This window comes from Paraburkholderia lebeckiae (genome assembly GCF_050436225.1).
Taxonomy (GTDB): domain Bacteria; phylum Pseudomonadota; class Gammaproteobacteria; order Burkholderiales; family Burkholderiaceae; genus Paraburkholderia; species Paraburkholderia tuberum.
In genome coordinates this window covers 474,140-490,957 of sequence record NZ_JBNDLU010000001.1, presented here as the reverse complement: position 1 = coordinate 490,957, position 16,818 = coordinate 474,140, and the positions used below count along the sequence as shown (strand labels likewise).

Below are 16,818 nucleotides of genomic sequence, written 5' to 3'. Positions count from 1 at the left end.
TTGTCTCCAGAAAGGGTTGGAATTTGGCCATTGCTTCGACTGGGTTGCCTTGTAAGCAAAGAACGGGCCATCCCGCTCATGGCCGGCTAAGTGTCTGATTTGGCGGCGGTCTGGCGAAACGATGACGTGGCCCGCACGACGCGCGATTTCACTAATGAAACTGCGCATTTCAAATCGGCAATGAATGCTCGCATAATGGAGTTCCCGAACCATCCCGTCGCGAGCCGTCCGCCTTGAGCACGCCTCTTTATGAATCGCCGCAGCGTCCGCGCGTCTGGGCGCTCAGCATTAGCCGCCTGCGCGATCTGTTCTTCGACATCGCCGGCGAATACGTGGAACACGCGGATGTTCGCATCGTGTCGCACGCGTTCGAAGACGCGGTGCGCGAAATCGAGGGCGCGGGCGCCGCGCGGCCCGACGTCGTGCTCGCGGGCGGCTCGAACGGCGCGTATCTGAAAACGCGCGTGTCGGTGCCGGTCGTGCGGATCAGCCCGACCGGCTACGACGTCATGCATGCACTCGCCCGCGCGCGTCGGGAAGGCGCGCGCGTCGCGCTCGTCACGCACGGCGACACGCCCGACGAAGTGCGGCGGTTCGCCGCCGCGTACGCGCTCGATGTCACGTTCGCGTCGTACCAATCGGCGCAGGACGCGGAAAGCGTCGTGCTCGATCTCAGCGATCGTGGCATCGACGTCGTGGTCGGCCCAGGCATGGTCACCGACCTCGCTGCGAACGCCGGCATGGGCGCGGTGTTCCTGTACTCGCGCGCGTCGGTGCGGGCCGGTTTCGACACCGCGCTCGAAGTCGCGCAGGCGACGCGCCGCGAAACCGTGCGACGTCAGCGGCTCGACACGCTGCTGCAGCACCTGCGCGACGGCGTGGTCGCGCTCGATGCGCAAGGCCGCGTCGAACTGATGAACCAGCGGCTCGCGAGCGTGCTCGGTATCGATGCGGCAAAGGCCGTCGGCCGCGCGCTGCTCGAACTCGCGCCCGATCTCGCGGGCAGCCTGCCGGACGCGGAGGGCGACAGCTTCTGCACGGTGCGCGGCGCCAGCTATGTCGTGCATCGCGGGCCGCTCGCAAGCAGCGGCTCGGCGCCGGGCACCGTGCTGACGTTTCAGGAATCGCGCGCGGTCGAACGGCTCGATCGGACGCTGCGCGCGCGTCAACGCGTGCAGCAGTTCACCGCGCGCTACCGGCTCGACGATATCGTCGGCGCGTCGGAATCGATCGAACGCGTGCGCGCGCTCGTCGCGCGTTATGCGAGGTCGGACGCGACCGTGCTGATTCTCGGCGAAAGCGGCACCGGCAAGGAGATGGTTGCGCAGAGCATGCATCAACTGAGCGCGCGACGCGACTTCGCGTTCGTCGCGATCAATTGCGGCGCATTTCCGGAGGCGCTGCTCGAAAGCGAGTTGTTCGGCTACGAGGAAGGCGCGTTCACCGGCGCGCGCAAGGGCGGCAAGGCGGGGCTGATCGAGGTCGCGCATCGCGGCACGCTGTTTCTCGACGAGATCGGCGAGATGCCGTTGCCGTTGCAAAGCCGCCTGTTGCGCGTGTTGCAGGAGCGCGAGGTGGTGCGGCTCGGGTCGACGGAGCCGATGCGCGTCGATATCCGCATCGTCGCGGCGACGCATCGCGCGCTGACCGACGCCGTCGCAGCCGGCAGTTTCCGTACCGATCTGTACTACCGGCTCAACATCCTCAGCATCGCGCTACCGCCGCTGCGCGAGCGGCCGAACGACCTGCTGCCGCTCGCCGCCGAACTGTTGCGCCAGGCGGCCGCGCGCGAGCCGAGGCTGGCGGCGCGCGTGCCCGACGCGCAGACCGCCGCTCGCATGCTGGAGGGTTTGGGGCCGGCGTTGCGGCGCCATGCGTGGCCGGGCAATGTGCGCGAGTTGCAGAACGTGATCGAGCGGATCGTGGTTGAACTCGCCGATGGCGATGCGGACACCGATGCGAGTGCAGCGCTCGTCACGCGCGACATGCTGCGCGCGATCGCGCCGGAAGTCGTCGAGCCCATCGCGCGCGCGAAGCCGGCGGCGCTGACGCTGCGCGAGCGCAGCCGTCATGTCGAAGCCGATGAAATCCGCGCGGTGCTCGCGGTTCACGAAGGCGATCGCGATGCGGCTTGCGCCGCGTTGGGCATCAGCAAGACGACGTTGTGGCGCAAGTTGAATGCGGGGCGGTAGAGATGATGACAATTTCACTGCCCGCACGATCACGCCGTCCCAACCGAATACGACGCGATGCGCATCGTTGAAACCGCCGTGCGGACGACAGCGCTCGCCTGCGAATTCGATCTGCCCGGTAGATATGCTCAGCACCTTCGAGCAGTCGTTTTGCCTCAGGTATTCCGCCCGGAACATCGCTGTATCCGACCACCTCGGTGACGGTCCATTTTCCGATGAATGATGACAGGGCGGCCGTCAGCCCGGCCGCGAAGCCAGTGGTCGCAGTCAGGCAAATTACTAGCGCCGGGTACAGTGGTTTGAGCCGCAAGTTTGCGTCGCTGTTCGAGCCGGTGCACGGCTCGGCACCCGATATCGCCGGCAAGCACATCGCGAATCCGATCGCGATGTGCTTGCCGGCAGCAATGATGCTCGACTTCCTCGGTCATTCGAGCGGCAAGGAGCGCGAAGCGCACGACGCGATCCTGAAGGCGATCGAGGCGACGCTGATCGAGGGTCCGCACACCGGCGACCTCGGCGGCAAGGCAAGCACGAGCGAAGTCGGCGAGGCGATCGCGGCAAAAGTCGCCTGATATGAACGACGCGCCAGGCCCATCAAAGCGCGCCCACCCGCTGCAAGTCGAAACCCCATTTGAATACGTCTACGCCGGGCACCGTCCGCCCGAGCAGAATATCGTGCGCGTGACACAGCCGGTCGTCGCGACCAGCATGGACTTTCAGCTTCGCCGCGGCGTACACCGGCCTCGAGGTTTTCGCCGAGGCGCGTGCCGTGATCGGATGGTCGAACGGCGAAGAGGTGCGCACCCCCTACGACAACTGCATGCTCGTGATGCCGTCGCTGCGGCAGTTACGCCCCGGTGTGACGGTGGTCCGGCTGGGGCGAATCGAGCGGACGTTGGCCAATCCCGGGCTGACGGCCTGACGGGCTGATGTCTCGACGCCGCTCGCCGGTTGTTTTGGCGCGTTGAGCCTGGCGTGCCTCGTCCTTTCTCCGGCCCATTGCAGCGCGCCGCTCCCATACATCGGCGGGCACGTCCGCCACTGCGAAGCTCGGGTATTCCCCCGTTGACCGCATCGATTTCATTCCTTACAGTGGCGCGCGTTCGCATAGAGAATCGCGGTTCTTTATGCGAACAAATTCCCTCGCCCGGCGCGATTCCGTCAAACCGATCCGTCCGGGTGTGATTCATTGCCGACGAACGGTCAGTTGGCCCGCCGAAGGCATCGTACGCCGTTGCCAGACGGCGTACAGTCTTAGAGAAGAATAGCTCGTCGTGTCGGGCCTTTCGCTGCCAGGAGACCATCATGAACCGCAGCCCCGCTGTGAACGTTCAAACCTTCATCAACGAGCATCCGTTTTCGCCGTTCCAGTGGCTGATCTTTTTCATGTGCTTCATCATCGTCCTGCTGGACGGTTTTGACACTGCTGCGATCGGCTTCATCGCGCCTTCACTGATCACCGAATGGGGTATCAACAAGCCCGCGCTCGCGCCGGTGCTGAGCGCCGCGCTGTTCGGCCTCGCGTGCGGCGCACTCGGCTCGGGTCCGTTGTCCGACCGCCTCGGGCGTCGCTCGATGCTGATCGGCTCGGTGCTGCTGTTCGGCCTCGCCTGCCTCGCGTCGGCGTTCTCGACCGGCATCGACCAACTGACCGTGCTGCGCTTCGTCACCGGCGTCGGCCTCGGCGCCGCGATGCCGAACGCGGTCACGATGATGGGCGAGTACTGCCCGGACAAGCGCCGCGCCACCGTGATCAACCTGATGTTCTGCGGCTTCCCTCTCGGCGCCGCGTTCGGCGGTTTCCTCGCCGCGTGGATGATTCCGCATCTGGGCTGGCGCAGCGTGCTGATCCTCGGCGGCGTCACGCCGCTGCTGCTGTTGCTGCTGTTGCTCGCGAAGATGCCGGAGTCGGTCCGCTACATGGTCGCGAATAACAAGCCGGCCGAGCGGATTCGCGCCGCTCTCGCGCGCATTTCCGGCGACGCGGTGCAGGCCGTCGGTTTCACGATGACCGAAACCGCGCCGCAAACCGGCGGCAAAGGTCTCGGCGTCGTGCTGTCGCGCTCGTACATCGTCGGTTCGGTGATGCTGTGGCTCGCGTACTTCATGGGCCTCGTGATCTTCTACGCATCGATCAACTGGATGCCGATACTGCTGAAGGACGCCGGCCTCACGCCGCAACGCGCGACGCTGATCTCCGCGCTGTTCCCGCTCGGCGGCGTCGGCGCGGTGCTGGCCGGCGTGCTGATGGACCGCTTCAACGCGAATCGCATCATCGCGGCCTGCTATGCACTGACCGCCGTCAGCGTGTACTTCATCGGTCAGGCGGCCGGCAACGTCGGCGCGCTCGTGCTGATCGTGTTCATCGCCGGCGTGCTGATGAATACCGCGCAATCGTCGATGCCGGCGCTCGCCGCCGCGTTCTACCCGACCGTGGGCCGCGGCACGGGCGTCGCGTGGATGCTTGGCGTCGGCCGCTTCGGCGGCATTGCGGGTTCGTTCCTCGTAGCCGAGCTGGCGCGCCGCCACTTTTCGTTCGGCGGCATCTTCGCGACGATCGCGGTGGCGGGTCTGTTGTCGTGCGTCGCGCTGCTGATCAAGCAGGCGGCACGGCCGCAGGCGGTGGACGCGGGTGCGTCGAAGACGGAGTCGTTCGGCCATTGAGCGTGCAATGAAATGTGCGCGCCAGCGGACCGGTAACGGTTCGATCGAGTGGTGACCCAGAGGCCGCCCTGCGAATCGCAGGGCGGCTTTTTGTTTCGCTGAACGCCTCGAATCTCTCGCTTACCAGAACGCGAGCAGTTGATCGACACACAGCAGCACGGCAATCAGAACCATCGCCGCGCCTGAAACCTGGCTAGAGGACCGGCCGCTGCCGCTGTGACGCATCGACGTCACACCCGTTCGCCTGCGGCATTGTGATCCACGGCGGCAAAAAGCGCCCCGGCCCACTTCCCGATACACTACGCAACAATTTTTCCGCGCGCGGCCCGGCGCGGCGATCACCGCCGCTTTCGCGCCGCCGCCGTCTCATGTCAGGACTCCGGTAATGAAACGCGTAGTCGTATCCGCGCTCGTCGCGCTGTGCATCGCGCAGCCGGCCGCTCAGGCCGTCGCGCAGACCGTCAGCGATCAATGTTTCGCGCTCGGCGATATCGCCGGCCAGGTCGCGTCGTGGCGCGCGCACAAAAAGACCAAAGCTCAGGCGCTCGAACAGGCCACCCACTACTACAAAGACCCGTCCGACCGCGCGGCCGTCGACGCGATCATCGAAAAAATCTTCAGCCCCGACGCGCCCCACATGACGCCCGATCAGGCGAGCATGGCGATCACGTCGGAGTGCGTGAACCAGCACAAGGGGCAGGCATCGCCGGCACAGTGATGCCGGCGTGTCCCCATGCGCGTAGCGGCTGGCGCGCATTCAGCCGCGCGTCACCCGCGATGCGCTAGCGCTGCCGGAACGCATCCAGCGACGACAGTGCATTGCCGTGGAAATCGAACAGCGTGTTGTTGTCCCACTGGTCGCCGGCGCCGACTTTCCACCCGACGTTCGGCGTCGGAATCCACTCGGGCTCCCACCAGAACACGCCCTTGCCGTGTCCGTCGGGGATCCCCTTCACGATATCGGTCACCGCGCCGAGAAACTGCGCCTGGCCTGCGGGCGTCTGCGGGTACGGCGAGGTGCCGACGTTGGTCATCGAGTCCGGTTCCGAATCGCCGTCGCTGGTCGTCCACGGATACGCGGTCTCGACGACGATCACGTCCTTGTCGTAGCGCGTCGCAAGATCGTTCACATTGCCCTGCAGGTCGCTGAACGAGCCCTGCCATTGCGGGTAATACGACAGGCCGATCACGTCGAACGTGACGCCACGCTGCGTCATGTTGTCGAACCACCAGCGGCTCGTCGCGTTGTTGCCGCCGCTGTCGATATGCAGCATCACCTTGATGCGCCCGTCGACGGATTTGACCGCGTCGTGCCCGGCCTTCAGCAGCGCCGCGAGGTTATCGAGCTGATCGTACTTGCCGAGCGGCCACAGCATGCCACCGGTGATCTCATTGCCGATCTGCACCCACTCGGGATGCACGCCGTCGCGCTCGAGCATCCGCAACACGTTCGACGTATACGCGGACAGCAGCGCGCAGGTCTCGGTGATGTCCTTGCCGGCCCAGTCGTGCGGCGGGTACTGCTTGCCCGGATCGGCCCACCAGTCGCTGTAGTGGAAGTCGATCAGAATACGCAGGCCGAGCGCGGCGGCGCGGCGCGCGAGAATGCGCACGTGCCCGGCATTGTTCCAGCCGGCCGCGGGGCTCTGATTGGCCGGAAAGAAGTCAGGATTGCCAGGATCGTTCCACACCTTGATACGGATCGAATCGACGCCGTGACGCTTCAGAATATGCAGGCAGTCGTGCGCCTCGCCATGCTCGTAGTACTTCGCGCCGTTCGCTTCGAGTTCGAGCAACGTCGAGACGTCCGCGCCCATCGCGAAGCCGCTAGCGCGCGCGGCGGCGTCCTGCGCCGTGGCGTTGCCGGGCGCCCCACCCTGCTCCGCCGCAACAGCGGGCGTGCCGAGCGTCGCGCCGACACCCGCCGCCGCAGCGGCGCCCGCCAGCCATCCCAGCATTTCTCTTCGGTTCATCCGTCATCCTCCATCGATTAAATGGCGGCTCTTTGCGGGCCGCCTGGTCCTGGTTTGATGCGTCCGTGCTGCAACCTACGAGTTTTGAACTGCGAGTTTCTGACTGCTGTTACCACTTCCTCCCTGGTTGACTTCCTGACGTGACGTGACAACCACACCACGTCACGCGTCTTTCCACGCGCAGACGTCGCCGGTATTCAGGCGCGGCTCGCCGAGCACGAACGTCGCATTGCGCGGTGCTGGCGCCTGCACCGGTTGCGCGCCGAAATTGAATGCGAAGGTCAAGCCGCCGCGGCGGCGCAACCGCAGTCCGTCGGCGAGTACCTGCGTATCGAGGCCCGCGTCGCGCGCCGCCTGCCGCAACAGCGTGCGATGCAGTTCATGCGACAGCCAGCCGGCCACATAGCGCACGTTGCCGTGCGTCAGCAGCGCGGGCCATGCATCGTCGAAGCGCGCGGCAATGCGTGTCTCGCCATTGGCGCGCACATGCTCGCGCCAGTGCAGCGCGTGACCCTCGGTGCCGTCGATCGACAGCGCGGGCGCGAGCGTCGAGCGCAGCGTTTCGACTTCGAGCACCTGGATCGGCAGCGCGCGCTGCAACGCGCCGGGCGGCAGATTGCCGGGAATCGCGAACGCGTCGGTTTTCGAGCCGCTGCGTGGGCCGAACACCCATTGCGCGTTCGAACGCGCGATCTGCTCGACGAGCGCGGCGTCGATCACCGCGAGACTCGGCACCACGACTAGCTGATAGCGCGAAAGATCTGCCCGGCTCGACACGATATCGATATCGAGCCCGAGTTCGCGCAGCGACTCGTAGTAGTCGAACGCGAGCGTCTGGTAGTCGAAGCCCTTGCCGTGACGCTGGATTTCGAACATCCACTGCGTCTCGTAGTCGAATACCAGCGCGGTGGCCGCGCGCGCGGGCGCGGCGAGCGTCGACAGCGCCGTACTGCCCGCGATCTCACGCGCGGCCCGTTGCACCTCGAGACCGCCCGGCGACAGTTCGTCGTTCGGCAGATTGAGCCCGGAATGCATCTGCTCCTGCGCATACGGGCACTGACGCCAACGGAAATACGACACCAGCTCCGCGCCATGTGCGAACGCCTCGTACGCCCATAGCCGCACCATGCCCGGCGCCGGAATCGGATTCCACGACGCCCAGTTCACCGGACCGGCCTGCTGCTCCATCACCCAGAAGCGCCCGCCCCCAATGCCCCGGTAGCGGTCGTGATCGAACGCGGACACGTCGGGATGTCCGGTACGCGCGAAGCGCGCCTTCTGCTCCTCCGGCAACGCGATCGACTCAGTGCGCGCAATCGGATAGCTGTCCCATGCGGCGACGTCGATCGCGTTGTCGGCGGCGAAGCGATAGTGATCGAAGGTCGTGAAAAAGCCCATGAAGTTGTGCAGCAGATCCGCGTTCGGCGCATGCTCGCGCAATACGTCGATCTGCTCGCGATGGAAGCTCGCCACCTCGTCGGACATGAAGCGGCGGAAGTCGAGCAGATGGATCGGATTGGCGTCGGTGGGTGTCAGCGTCGGCAGGTCGATCCCGTCGAACGACGGGTACTCCATGCTCCAGAACACGTTGCCCCACGCGTCGTTCAACGCGCCGATCGTTGCGTAGCGCCGCTGCAGCCACACATGAAAGCGCTGCAACGCCGCAGCCGAATAGCTCGGCACCGTGTCGTGGCAGCCGAGTTCGTTATCGGTCTGCCATGCGACGATCGACGGATGCCGGCCATAGCGCTTCGCCATCGCGGTGACGATGCGCACGCATTCGCGCCGGTACGTGCCGCTCGAAATATCGTAGTGACGCCGCGAGCCGAAATTCCAGCGCGTGCCGTCCGCGCGCACCGGCAACACGTCCGGGTGCGCGTCGACGAGCCACTTCGGCGGCGAAGCGGTCGGCGTGCCGAGCACGAGTTTGAGGCCCGCCTTCGCGAGCGCGTCGACGGCTTCGTCGAGCCATTGCCAGTCGAATTCGCCGGCGCGCGGCTCCATACGGCTCCACGCGAATTCGGCGATCCGCACATGCGTGATGCCGAGTTCGACCATACGTTGCGCGTCGTCGGCCCACATCGCGCGCGGCCATTGTTCCGGGTAGTAGCAGACACCAAGTTGCATGTGAAAGTCTCGTGGTGAGTTGACGTCGAGCCGTCGTTTCAATCGTGTTTCAGGCGCCGTTTATCCCTTGCTCGCCCCGAAGGTCAGTCCGGCGACGAAGTGCCTTTGCATGCCGAAGAACATCAGCACCGAAGGCAACGCGGCCAGCACCGAGCCCGCCGCGACGAGGTTCCACGCGGTCGTCCACTGCCCTTTCAGCGCGGCGACGCCCACCGTGATCGGCGCGGCGTCGTCGCCTTGAGTGAGGCACAGCGCCCAGAAGTAGTCGTTCCACACGAACGTGAACACGAGGATCGCGAGCGCGGCGAGCGCGGGGCGGATCAGCGGCAGCACGATGCGCAGATAGATCGTCCACTCGCCCGCGCCTTCGACGCGCGCGGCCTCGATCATCTCGAACGGCAGTTGCTTGATGAAGTTGCGCAGAAACAAGGTGCAGAAGCCGGTCTGAAACGACACATGAAAGATCACCAGCGCCCACACGGTGTTGAACAGGCCGAACTTCAACGCCATGTCGCGCACCGGAATCATCAGGATCTGGATCGGCACGAAATTGCCGGCGACGAACGCGAACAGCACGGCCGTGTTGCCCGGAAAGCGATACGTCGCCAACGCGAAGCCCGCCATCGACGCGAGCACGATCGCGCCGATCACCGACGGCACCGTGATCAGCACGCTATTGGCGAAGTAATGCAGCATCGGCGTTTGCGTGAGCGCGGTGCCGTAGTTCTCCAGCAACGCGAAGTGTTTCGGCCACGTCCAGTAGTCGCCTTGCGACAATTCATCCGTCGAGCGGATCGAGGTCAGCAGCACGGCGAGCATCGGCAGCAGCCAGATGAACAACGCCAGCGGCAGCGAGGCCTTGTAAAGCGTGCGATTCAGCGGTTTCCAGCGTTCGACGGGAAGCGGATACATGACCGGATACTCCTGAGGTTCAGAGAATCAGCGTTCCTCGCGCAACATGCGGCGCAGATGGAACACGATATAGACGAGCATGATCGCGAACAGCACGACCGCAATCGCGGCGGAATAGCCTTCGCGGTAGTACTTGATCGCCTGGTCGTACATGAAATAGGCGAGCACGGTGGAACTGTCGAACGGACCGCCGCCACTCATCACCGCGATCAGATCGAAGCTGCGCAGTGCGCCGATCACGGTCAGCACCACCGCCATGAAGGTGGCGGGCCGCAATTGCGGCAGGATCACGTGCCACAGCAGTCGCAGCCCTTGCGCGCCTTCCATGCGCGCAGCCTCGACCACCTCGGGATTGATACCGGTGAGCCCGGTCAGATACAGGATCATGCAGAACGGCGCCTGCGGCCACAGCGCGGCGAAGATGATGCCGAACGTGACCGTATGCGGATCGCCGAGTACCGGGATGCCACGGCCGACGATCAGCCGCAGCAGCCCGAACGTCGGATCGTAGAACCAGCTGAATACGAGACCGACCACGACGCCCGACAGCACGAACGGCGCGAAAAACAGCGACTTCACGACGCGCATGCCGCGCACGTGCTGGTTCAGATACAGCGCGAACAGCAGACCGAGAGGCGGCGCGAGCAAAAACAGCGCGAGCCAGATCAGGTTGTTCTTCAGCGCCGTATAGAACGTATCGGACTGAAACAGCTCGACGTAATTGGCGAGACCGGCGAAGGTCTTCGGCGTCATGCCGTCCCAGTGGTAGAAGCTCAGCGAAATGCTGCTGATGATCGGATAGATCACGCACAGCGCGAACAACGCGCAGCCCGGCAGCAGAAAGAAAAACGCGGCGCGATGCTGATGACGGCGCGTCGTCGAGACGCGACGGTGCCGCGCCGCGGGCAGGCGGCGCGCTGCGGTATGAGACATGGAACGGCCTCGTCGGAAATCGAAGGCGGAATCTGGGCGCCGTAGCCGGCCGTTCACGCGGCCGGCCCGGCGGGACTTACTTCTGGTAGATGCGCTTGCGCGTCGCTTCGAGATGAGCGAGCACGCTGTCGAGTTGCGACGGATCGCTGTAGAACTGCTGCATGCCCTTCATGCCTTCGTCGGCCATTTCCTTTTGCATATCGCGATCGTAGAACTGCGCGATGCCGCCCTTCGTGTTCGCGAGCGTCTGGAAGCCGACCTTCGAAATCGCATCTTCAGGCGGCGCCGCCTGGCTGTTCGACGGCAAGGTTCCCCAGCCCTTCGCAAGTTCGGCGTTGATCTTCGGCGTCTCCATGAACGCGAGCAGCTTGCGCGCGTCGGCCTTGTTCTTTGCCTTTGCCGGAACCAGCAGTACGTTGACGGGACCATCCTCGGCCATCGGCACATTTGCGTCGATCACCGGGAAGCGGAAAAAGCCGATCTGATCTTTAATCGACGGCGGGAAGCTCGCCGAAAAGAAGGTGCCCATCAGCATCATCGCGGCTTTGCCGTTGTTGAGTATGGGGCCGATCGAATCGACGTCGTACGACAGCGCGTTCTCGATGAAGTCGTGATTGTCGAGCAGGGTCTTCCACGTCGTGTAGACCTTCTTCACGCGCGGATCGGTGTATGGAATTTCGCCGGCCATCAACTTCTGGTGGAATTCGTTGCCGTTGATGCGCAGATCGAGATAGTCGAACCAGGCGGCCAGCGTCCAGCTATCGCGCGCGGCCACCGCGATCGGCGCGACGCCGATCGCCTTCAGCTTTTTGTTCGCTTCGAGCAGTTCGTCCCACGTTTTAGGCTCGCTCTTGATGCCGGCCTTCTCGAACAGATCCTTGCGATAGAAGAAGCCGTACGCGTCATAGCCGAGCGGTGCCGCATACTGCTTGCCCTTGTACGTCGACGCGTCCTTGACCGACGCATACTGCTGCGACCAGCCGTTCTTCGCCCAGTCCGAGCTCAGATCCTCGAGCAGACCGCGTTGCGCGTAATACGCCATTCGTTCGCCGTCGTGCCACGACACGACGTCGGGCGGATCGGTGGCGAGCCAGCCGCCCATCTGCACCTTGTATGCTTCCTCGGTCACGTAGGTGATTTTCAGGTCGATGTCGGGATTGGCTTTCTTGAACTGGTCGAATGCGTCCTGCCAGGTCGAGCGCTGATTACCACGCGCCGATACGTTGACGTTCAGCGTGGCCGCGTCGACCACGGCGCTGCCGAGCGCGCCGGCCACCACGGCCGCGGCGATCGACACCTGTGCAAAACGGCGAAGGCGAAGAGCGATCATCTATGTCTCCTTGTCTACCTTGTTGACCGGCTACGCAGTGTGGCCGGCGATGTAACCCGCTCTATGGCGGAATTCAGTCTGACGAACCGTTGAAGCAGGTCCGCCGTCGACGATCGATCAGGCGGCCGCGCGTTCCGGCTCGAACGTGCTACGCCGCAGCGCGAGTCCCTGTTCGTCGAACAGATGACAGGCAGCGGGCGGAACATGGACGCGGATGCGCTCGCCCGCGCCGAGCGGCGTATCGCCGGGCGCCTTCGCGATCAGCGTGCCTCCCGCGTGGTCCGCGTGGATATAGCTGTGCTCGCCGAGCCGTTCCGATAGCACGGTCGCGCACTGAATGAACTGTTCGTCGCCATCGAGCCGCAGATGCTCGGGGCGCACGCCGAGCGTGACGCGCTGGCCGCGTTGCAGCCGTTTACCGTCGACGTGCGCGACCAGCTTTTCCGCCCCGGCCACGAGCGCCACCGTCACACGCCCCGGTTCGATCGACTCGACGGTCGCATCGACGAAGTTCATACGCGGCGAGCCGATAAAGCCCGCGACGAAGCGCGACTTCGGGTGGTGATACAGCTCGAGTGGCGCACCGCTCTGCGCGATGCTGCCGAAGCGCTCGGCATCCGCGCCCGCATGCAGCAGCACGATGCGATCGGCAAGCGTCATCGCTTCGACCTGATCGTGCGTGACGTACACGACGCTCGCATTCGCGAAGCGCTGATGCAGACGCGCGATCTCGACGCGCGTCTGACCGCGCAGCGCGGCATCGAGATTCGATAGCGGCTCGTCGAACAGAAACACGCCCGGCTCGCGCACGATCGCGCGGCCGATCGCGACGCGCTGCCGCTGGCCGCCCGACAGCGCTTTCGGATGTCGTTCGAGCAAGCTTTCCAGTTGTAGAATCCGCGCGGCTTCGCGGACCTTGCGCTCGATCACGTCCTTCGGCTGCTTCGCGAGCTTCAATCCGAACGCCATGTTGTCGAACACGGTCATGTGCGGAAACAGCGCGTAGCTTTGGAACACCATCGCGACGCCGCGCTCGGCGGCCGGCACGTCGTTGACGAGACGGCCGCCGATATGCAGCTCGCCTTTGCTGAGGTCTTCGAGACCGGCGATCATCCGTAGTAAGGTCGACTTGCCGCAGCCCGAGGGGCCAAGAAACACGCAGAATTCATGCTGCGCGATCTCGAGATTCACGCGCCGGATCACCGGCGGATGGTCGCCGTAGGCCTTTTGCACATCGCTCAAACGAATCGTCGCCATGCTGTCTCCGCCTTGATTTAACCGCTTAAATTTTCGCCGAAATAAAACGTCCCGGTCTTGTGCCGGCGGCATTTAATCGCTTAAATTCGAGTTCGACGGGAAAAGTCGTGGTGGGTGTCTCCGTTACGTTTTTGAGAAAGTTAGCAATGTCGCAGGCCGTTTGCAACATTTGAATTGACCTCCCTAAATATGGGATAACGACATGGTCACGTTGTCAGAAGTCGCGAAACGCGCGCAGGTTACCGCCGCCACGGTCTCCAACGTGCTGCGCAATCGCGAGAAAGTCCGCCCTGAAACGGCTGAGCGCGTGCTGCAGGCGATCGCTGAACTCGGCTATCGGCCGAACCTGAATGCGCGCGCGCTGGCCGAAGGCCGTTCGTCGACGCTCGCGCTCATGCTGTCGAACATCTCGAACCCGTTTTACCCGGAGTTCGTGCTCGCCGCCGAGCGCGCGGCGCGCAAGACCGGCCACTTCCTGATGGTCTGCAATACCGACGACGATGCCGAAATCGGCCGCGCGTATCTGAACCAGATTGCCGGCACGCTCGCCGACGGCGTGCTCGTGATGAACACGGACATCACGATCAACGACCTGTGCGCATCGGCGACGCATAGCGCGCCGATTCTGCTCGCCATGTGGGAGCACCCCGAGTCGCCGCCCGAGCTACCGTGCATCGCAGTCGACTTCGCGCGTGCCGGCGAGCTAGCCGCGGGGCATCTGCTCGGACTCGGCCATCGCGAGATTGGCTTGCTGATCGGCGACGGTTGCGGCGGTTTGCAGGACGCGCGCTCGAACGGCTTTCGCGCCGCGATGCGCATGGCCGGCATCGAAGCCGATGCGGCCGCCGTGCTGCAGATTCGCGACTCGATCGACGCCGGCTTCGCCGCCTGCATGGAACTGATGGCGAACCGCCCGCAACTGAGCGCGATCTTCGCGACCAACGACCTGCTCGCGATCGGCGCGATCCAGGCGTTGATCACGCTCGGCCGCTCGGTGCCCGACGACGTGTCGGTGATCGGCATCACCGACATTCAGCTCGCGCATCAGGTGCATCCCGCGCTGACCACGGTCGCGATTCAAACCGCGGCCGTCGCGGAGTTGTCGATCAAGAGCCTGATCCGTTTGATCCAGACGCCGGAGCGGCAGCCGTCGATGGTGCTCGGGCCGCCGCCCGAGCTCGTGGTGCGCGCCTCGACCGGGCCGCGCAGGAAACGCTGACGCGTTAGTTCACGCGCTCCGTCGCCATCCGCGTGACGATGTCGAATGCCTTCTGCGTCGCGCCGACGTCGGCCTTGCCCTGGCCGTGGATGTCGAACGCGGTGCCGTGCGCGGGCGTCGCGATCGGAATCGGCAAGCCGCCGTGCACGGTCACGCCGCGCCAGAAACCCATCAGCTTCATCGCGATCTGGCCTTGATCGTGGTACATCGTGACGACGCCGTCGAAGGCCTTCTGGTCGCGCGCACGCACGAAGATCGTGTCGGCGGGAAACGGTCCCTGCGCGTCGTAACCGAGCTTGCGCGCGGCCTCGACGGCCGGCGCGATCACGTCGATCTCCTCGCGGCCGAACGCGCCGTTGTCGCCGTTGTGCGGATTGAAACCGCATACCGCGATACGCGGCTGCGGATGGCCGGCCCGCTTCAGGCCTTCGTGAATCAGCCGTACCGCGCCGACGATGCGCTCCTCCGACAGCTTCGCGCTGACGTCCTTCAATGCCATATGCGAGGTCACGCGCGAAGTCCATAACTCGTCGAGCACGTCGAACTCGCAGAAGCTGCCCGTGTAGCCGAGCTGCTTCGCGAACCACTCCATCTCGTCGCCGGTTTCCATGCCGGCCAGATGCAGCGAGGTCTTGTTGACCGGCGCGAACAGCATGCCTTGGGTGACGTTGCTTTGCGTCAGCGCGAGCGCGTGCCTGAACGCGGCGAGACTATAGCGGCCGCCGTGTTCGGTCGCCACCGCACGCTCGAAAGCTTGATCGCCGGGCAGACGGAAATCGATCAGCGACGGCACGCCGTCGCGTTGAAACGCGGCATGCGCATCTTCGACCACGTCGTAATCGAAGCGCTGCTGCGCGATCTTCATGCCGGTTTCCAGCTCGCGCCGGTCGCCGATGATCAGCAGCTCCGCGCGCGCCCGGTTCGCCCGCTACGCGAACAGACGCGCGATCAGCTCGGGACCGATACCGGCGGGGTCGCCAAGAAGGACTGCGATGCGTGGCTTCATGTGCTTTCCTCGGATGGGTCCACTCATTCGACGATGTTGAAGTCGGCAAGATACTTGTCGCTCAACTTGATGCCAAAACCCGGCACGTCGTCCGACAGTTGCAGATAGCCATTTTCCGGCTGCGGCTCGCCTTCGAAGATGTAGTAGAACAATTCGTTGCCCACTTCGACATCGAACACCGGGAAGAACTCCGACATCGGGCTCGCGGTGCTCGACATCGTCAGATGATAGTTGTGCATCTGTCCCGCATGCGGAATCACCGGCACCGACCACGCTTCGGCCATCGCGTTGATCTTGCGCGCCGCCGTGATCCCGCCCACGCGATTCGTGTCGTACTGGATCACGTCGATCGCGCGGCGTTCGAGCAGATCCTTGAAGCCATAGCTCGTGAACTCATGCTCGCCACCTGACACCGGCATCAGGTTCATCTTCTTCAACTCCTGATAGCCTTCGACGTCGTCGCCGATCACCGGCTCCTCGATCCAGCGTGGATTGAATTCGGCGAGGCGCGGCAGCATTCTGCGCGCGTATTCGAGCGTCCAGCCCATATAGCATTCGAGCATGATGTCGACTTCGTCGCCGACCAGTTCACGCAACAGACGCACCTGTTCGATGTTCTTCGCCATACCTTTCGGGCCGTCTTTCGGACCGTAGCCGAAGCGCATCTTCATCGCGGTGAAGCCGCTGTCCAGATAGCTTTCCGCTTCGCCGAGGAAAGCGTTGCGATCATCGTTGTTGTAAAGCTTCGATGCATAGCACCAGATCTTTTCTTTCGTGCGCCCGCCGCAGCTTGAACACCGGCTTTTTCACGGCCTTGCCCATGATGTCCCACAGCGCGATATCGATCGCGGAGATCGCCGCCATGCCGATGCCTTTGCGGCCCCACGCGAGCGTGCGGCGATACATCTTCTGCCAGATGTATTCGTTGTCGAACGGGTCTTCGCCGATCGCGATCGGCGCGAGGTATTCGTCGATGATCTGCTTCGCGATGCGCGGCGCGAGCGCGCAATTGCCGATGCCGACGGTGCCGTCGTCGCATTCGACTTCGACGACGAGCCAGCCGTGAAAGCGGAACGACCCCATCGCGTCGCCACGCTCGTACAGAATATCGACCGCGTTCGTGCAGAAATGCGCTTGCGGCGGCACGACTTTGCCTTTCCACTCGAAAACACGCGTTCGGATATGCTTGATTTTCATGTTCGACG

Annotated in this window: 11 protein-coding genes and 3 pseudogenes; 6 read left to right on the top strand and 8 right to left on the bottom strand. The window is 64.2% G+C overall.

All coding sequences use genetic code 11. From position 1 onward, the window contains the following. The first annotated feature begins 233 nt into the window (after positions 1-233). From prpR to OKW45_RS02270, 5 genes and pseudogenes are all read left to right on the top strand, one after another. Positions 234-2,192 (top strand): propionate catabolism operon regulatory protein PrpR, encoded by a 1,959-nt coding sequence (gene prpR, locus OKW45_RS02290; RefSeq protein WP_429465651.1) that lies wholly within the window; start codon positions 234-236, stop codon positions 2,190-2,192. A gap of 302 nt (positions 2,193-2,494) precedes the next feature. Further along, positions 2,495-2,764: pseudogene (locus OKW45_RS02285) on the top strand (isocitrate/isopropylmalate family dehydrogenase); the annotation flags it as partial. An 85-nt stretch (positions 2,765-2,849) separates the two neighbouring features. Next, a pseudogene (locus OKW45_RS02280) lies at positions 2,850-3,114 on the top strand (succinylglutamate desuccinylase); the annotation flags it as partial. Between the two features lie 383 nt (positions 3,115-3,497). After that, the gene (locus OKW45_RS02275; RefSeq protein ID WP_018424694.1) at positions 3,498-4,856 is read left to right on the top strand and encodes an MFS transporter; all 1,359 of its coding nucleotides are present in this window, start codon (positions 3,498-3,500) and stop codon (positions 4,854-4,856) included. A gap of 385 nt (positions 4,857-5,241) precedes the next feature. Then, positions 5,242-5,574: a hypothetical protein gene (locus OKW45_RS02270; protein ID WP_429465649.1), complete on the top strand. Its 333-nt coding sequence runs from the start codon at positions 5,242-5,244 to the stop codon at positions 5,572-5,574. 64 nt (positions 5,575-5,638) lie between these two features. Here the strand turns inward: OKW45_RS02270 and OKW45_RS02265 are convergent, their stop codons facing one another. The 6 genes from OKW45_RS02265 to OKW45_RS02240 all read right to left on the bottom strand — a co-directional run bounded on the left by OKW45_RS02265 (position 5,639) and on the right by OKW45_RS02240 (position 13,388). Then, positions 5,639-6,829, bottom strand: coding sequence for a glycoside hydrolase family 53 protein (locus OKW45_RS02265; protein ID WP_429465647.1), 1,191 nt, complete (start codon positions 6,827-6,829; stop codon positions 5,639-5,641). A 162-nt stretch (positions 6,830-6,991) separates the two neighbouring features. Further along, on the bottom strand, positions 6,992-8,956 hold the full coding sequence (locus tag OKW45_RS02260; protein WP_429465645.1) for a beta-galactosidase: 1,965 nt from the start codon (positions 8,954-8,956) through the stop codon (positions 6,992-6,994). A gap of 60 nt (positions 8,957-9,016) precedes the next feature. Continuing rightward, positions 9,017-9,868 carry a carbohydrate ABC transporter permease gene (locus tag OKW45_RS02255; RefSeq protein WP_018424689.1) on the bottom strand — a complete coding sequence of 284 codons (852 nt, stop codon included), beginning with the start codon at positions 9,866-9,868 and terminating at the stop codon, positions 9,017-9,019. Positions 9,869-9,895: 27 nt separating this feature from the next. Next, positions 9,896-10,801, bottom strand: a complete 906-nt coding sequence (locus OKW45_RS02250) for a carbohydrate ABC transporter permease (protein ID WP_018424688.1) — start codon at positions 10,799-10,801, stop codon at positions 9,896-9,898. Between the two features lie 76 nt (positions 10,802-10,877). Next, positions 10,878-12,131: an ABC transporter substrate-binding protein gene (locus OKW45_RS02245; protein WP_018424687.1), complete on the bottom strand. Its 1,254-nt coding sequence runs from the start codon at positions 12,129-12,131 to the stop codon at positions 10,878-10,880. A gap of 117 nt (positions 12,132-12,248) precedes the next feature. After that, the gene (locus OKW45_RS02240) at positions 12,249-13,388 is read right to left on the bottom strand and encodes an ABC transporter ATP-binding protein (RefSeq protein WP_429465643.1); all 1,140 of its coding nucleotides are present in this window, start codon (positions 13,386-13,388) and stop codon (positions 12,249-12,251) included. A 202-nt stretch (positions 13,389-13,590) separates the two neighbouring features. On the opposite strand from OKW45_RS02240, the gene OKW45_RS02235 reads away from it, so the two are divergent. After that, positions 13,591-14,607: a LacI family DNA-binding transcriptional regulator gene (locus tag OKW45_RS02235; RefSeq protein ID WP_090809209.1), complete on the top strand. Its 1,017-nt coding sequence runs from the start codon at positions 13,591-13,593 to the stop codon at positions 14,605-14,607. A gap of 4 nt (positions 14,608-14,611) precedes the next feature. Here OKW45_RS02235 and OKW45_RS02230 read toward each other — a convergent pair whose 3' ends face one another. Further along, entirely contained in the window at positions 14,612-15,505 is an 894-nt protein-coding gene (locus tag OKW45_RS02230) for a 4-hydroxythreonine-4-phosphate dehydrogenase PdxA (RefSeq protein ID WP_503129154.1), read from the bottom strand. Positions 15,506-15,636: 131 nt separating this feature from the next. After that, positions 15,637-16,810, bottom strand: a pseudogene (locus tag OKW45_RS02225) (L-rhamnonate dehydratase). Positions 16,811-16,818: the final 8 nt, after the last annotated feature.

What these genes read in the sequence shown, in the direction of transcription:
- OKW45_RS02275 (WP_018424694.1), top strand. Translation starts at nt 3,498, where the DNA reads ATGAACCGCAGCCCCGCTGTGAACGTTCAAACCTTCATCAACGAGCAT.
- OKW45_RS02270 (WP_429465649.1), top strand. Translation starts at nt 5,242, where the DNA reads ATGAAACGCGTAGTCGTATCCGCGCTCGTCGCGCTGTGCATCGCGCAG.
- OKW45_RS02265 (WP_429465647.1), bottom strand. Translation starts at nt 6,829, where the DNA reads ATGAACCGAAGAGAAATGCTGGGATGGCTGGCGGGCGCCGCTGCGGCG.
- OKW45_RS02260 (WP_429465645.1), bottom strand. Translation starts at nt 8,956, where the DNA reads ATGCAACTTGGTGTCTGCTACTACCCGGAACAATGGCCGCGCGCGATG.
- OKW45_RS02255 (WP_018424689.1), bottom strand. Translation starts at nt 9,868, where the DNA reads ATGTATCCGCTTCCCGTCGAACGCTGGAAACCGCTGAATCGCACGCTT.
- OKW45_RS02250 (WP_018424688.1), bottom strand. Translation starts at nt 10,801, where the DNA reads ATGTCTCATACCGCAGCGCGCCGCCTGCCCGCGGCGCGGCACCGTCGC.
- OKW45_RS02245 (WP_018424687.1), bottom strand. Translation starts at nt 12,131, where the DNA reads ATGATCGCTCTTCGCCTTCGCCGTTTTGCACAGGTGTCGATCGCCGCG.
- OKW45_RS02240 (WP_429465643.1), bottom strand. Translation starts at nt 13,388, where the DNA reads ATGGCGACGATTCGTTTGAGCGATGTGCAAAAGGCCTACGGCGACCAT.
- OKW45_RS02235 (WP_090809209.1), top strand. Translation starts at nt 13,591, where the DNA reads ATGGTCACGTTGTCAGAAGTCGCGAAACGCGCGCAGGTTACCGCCGCC.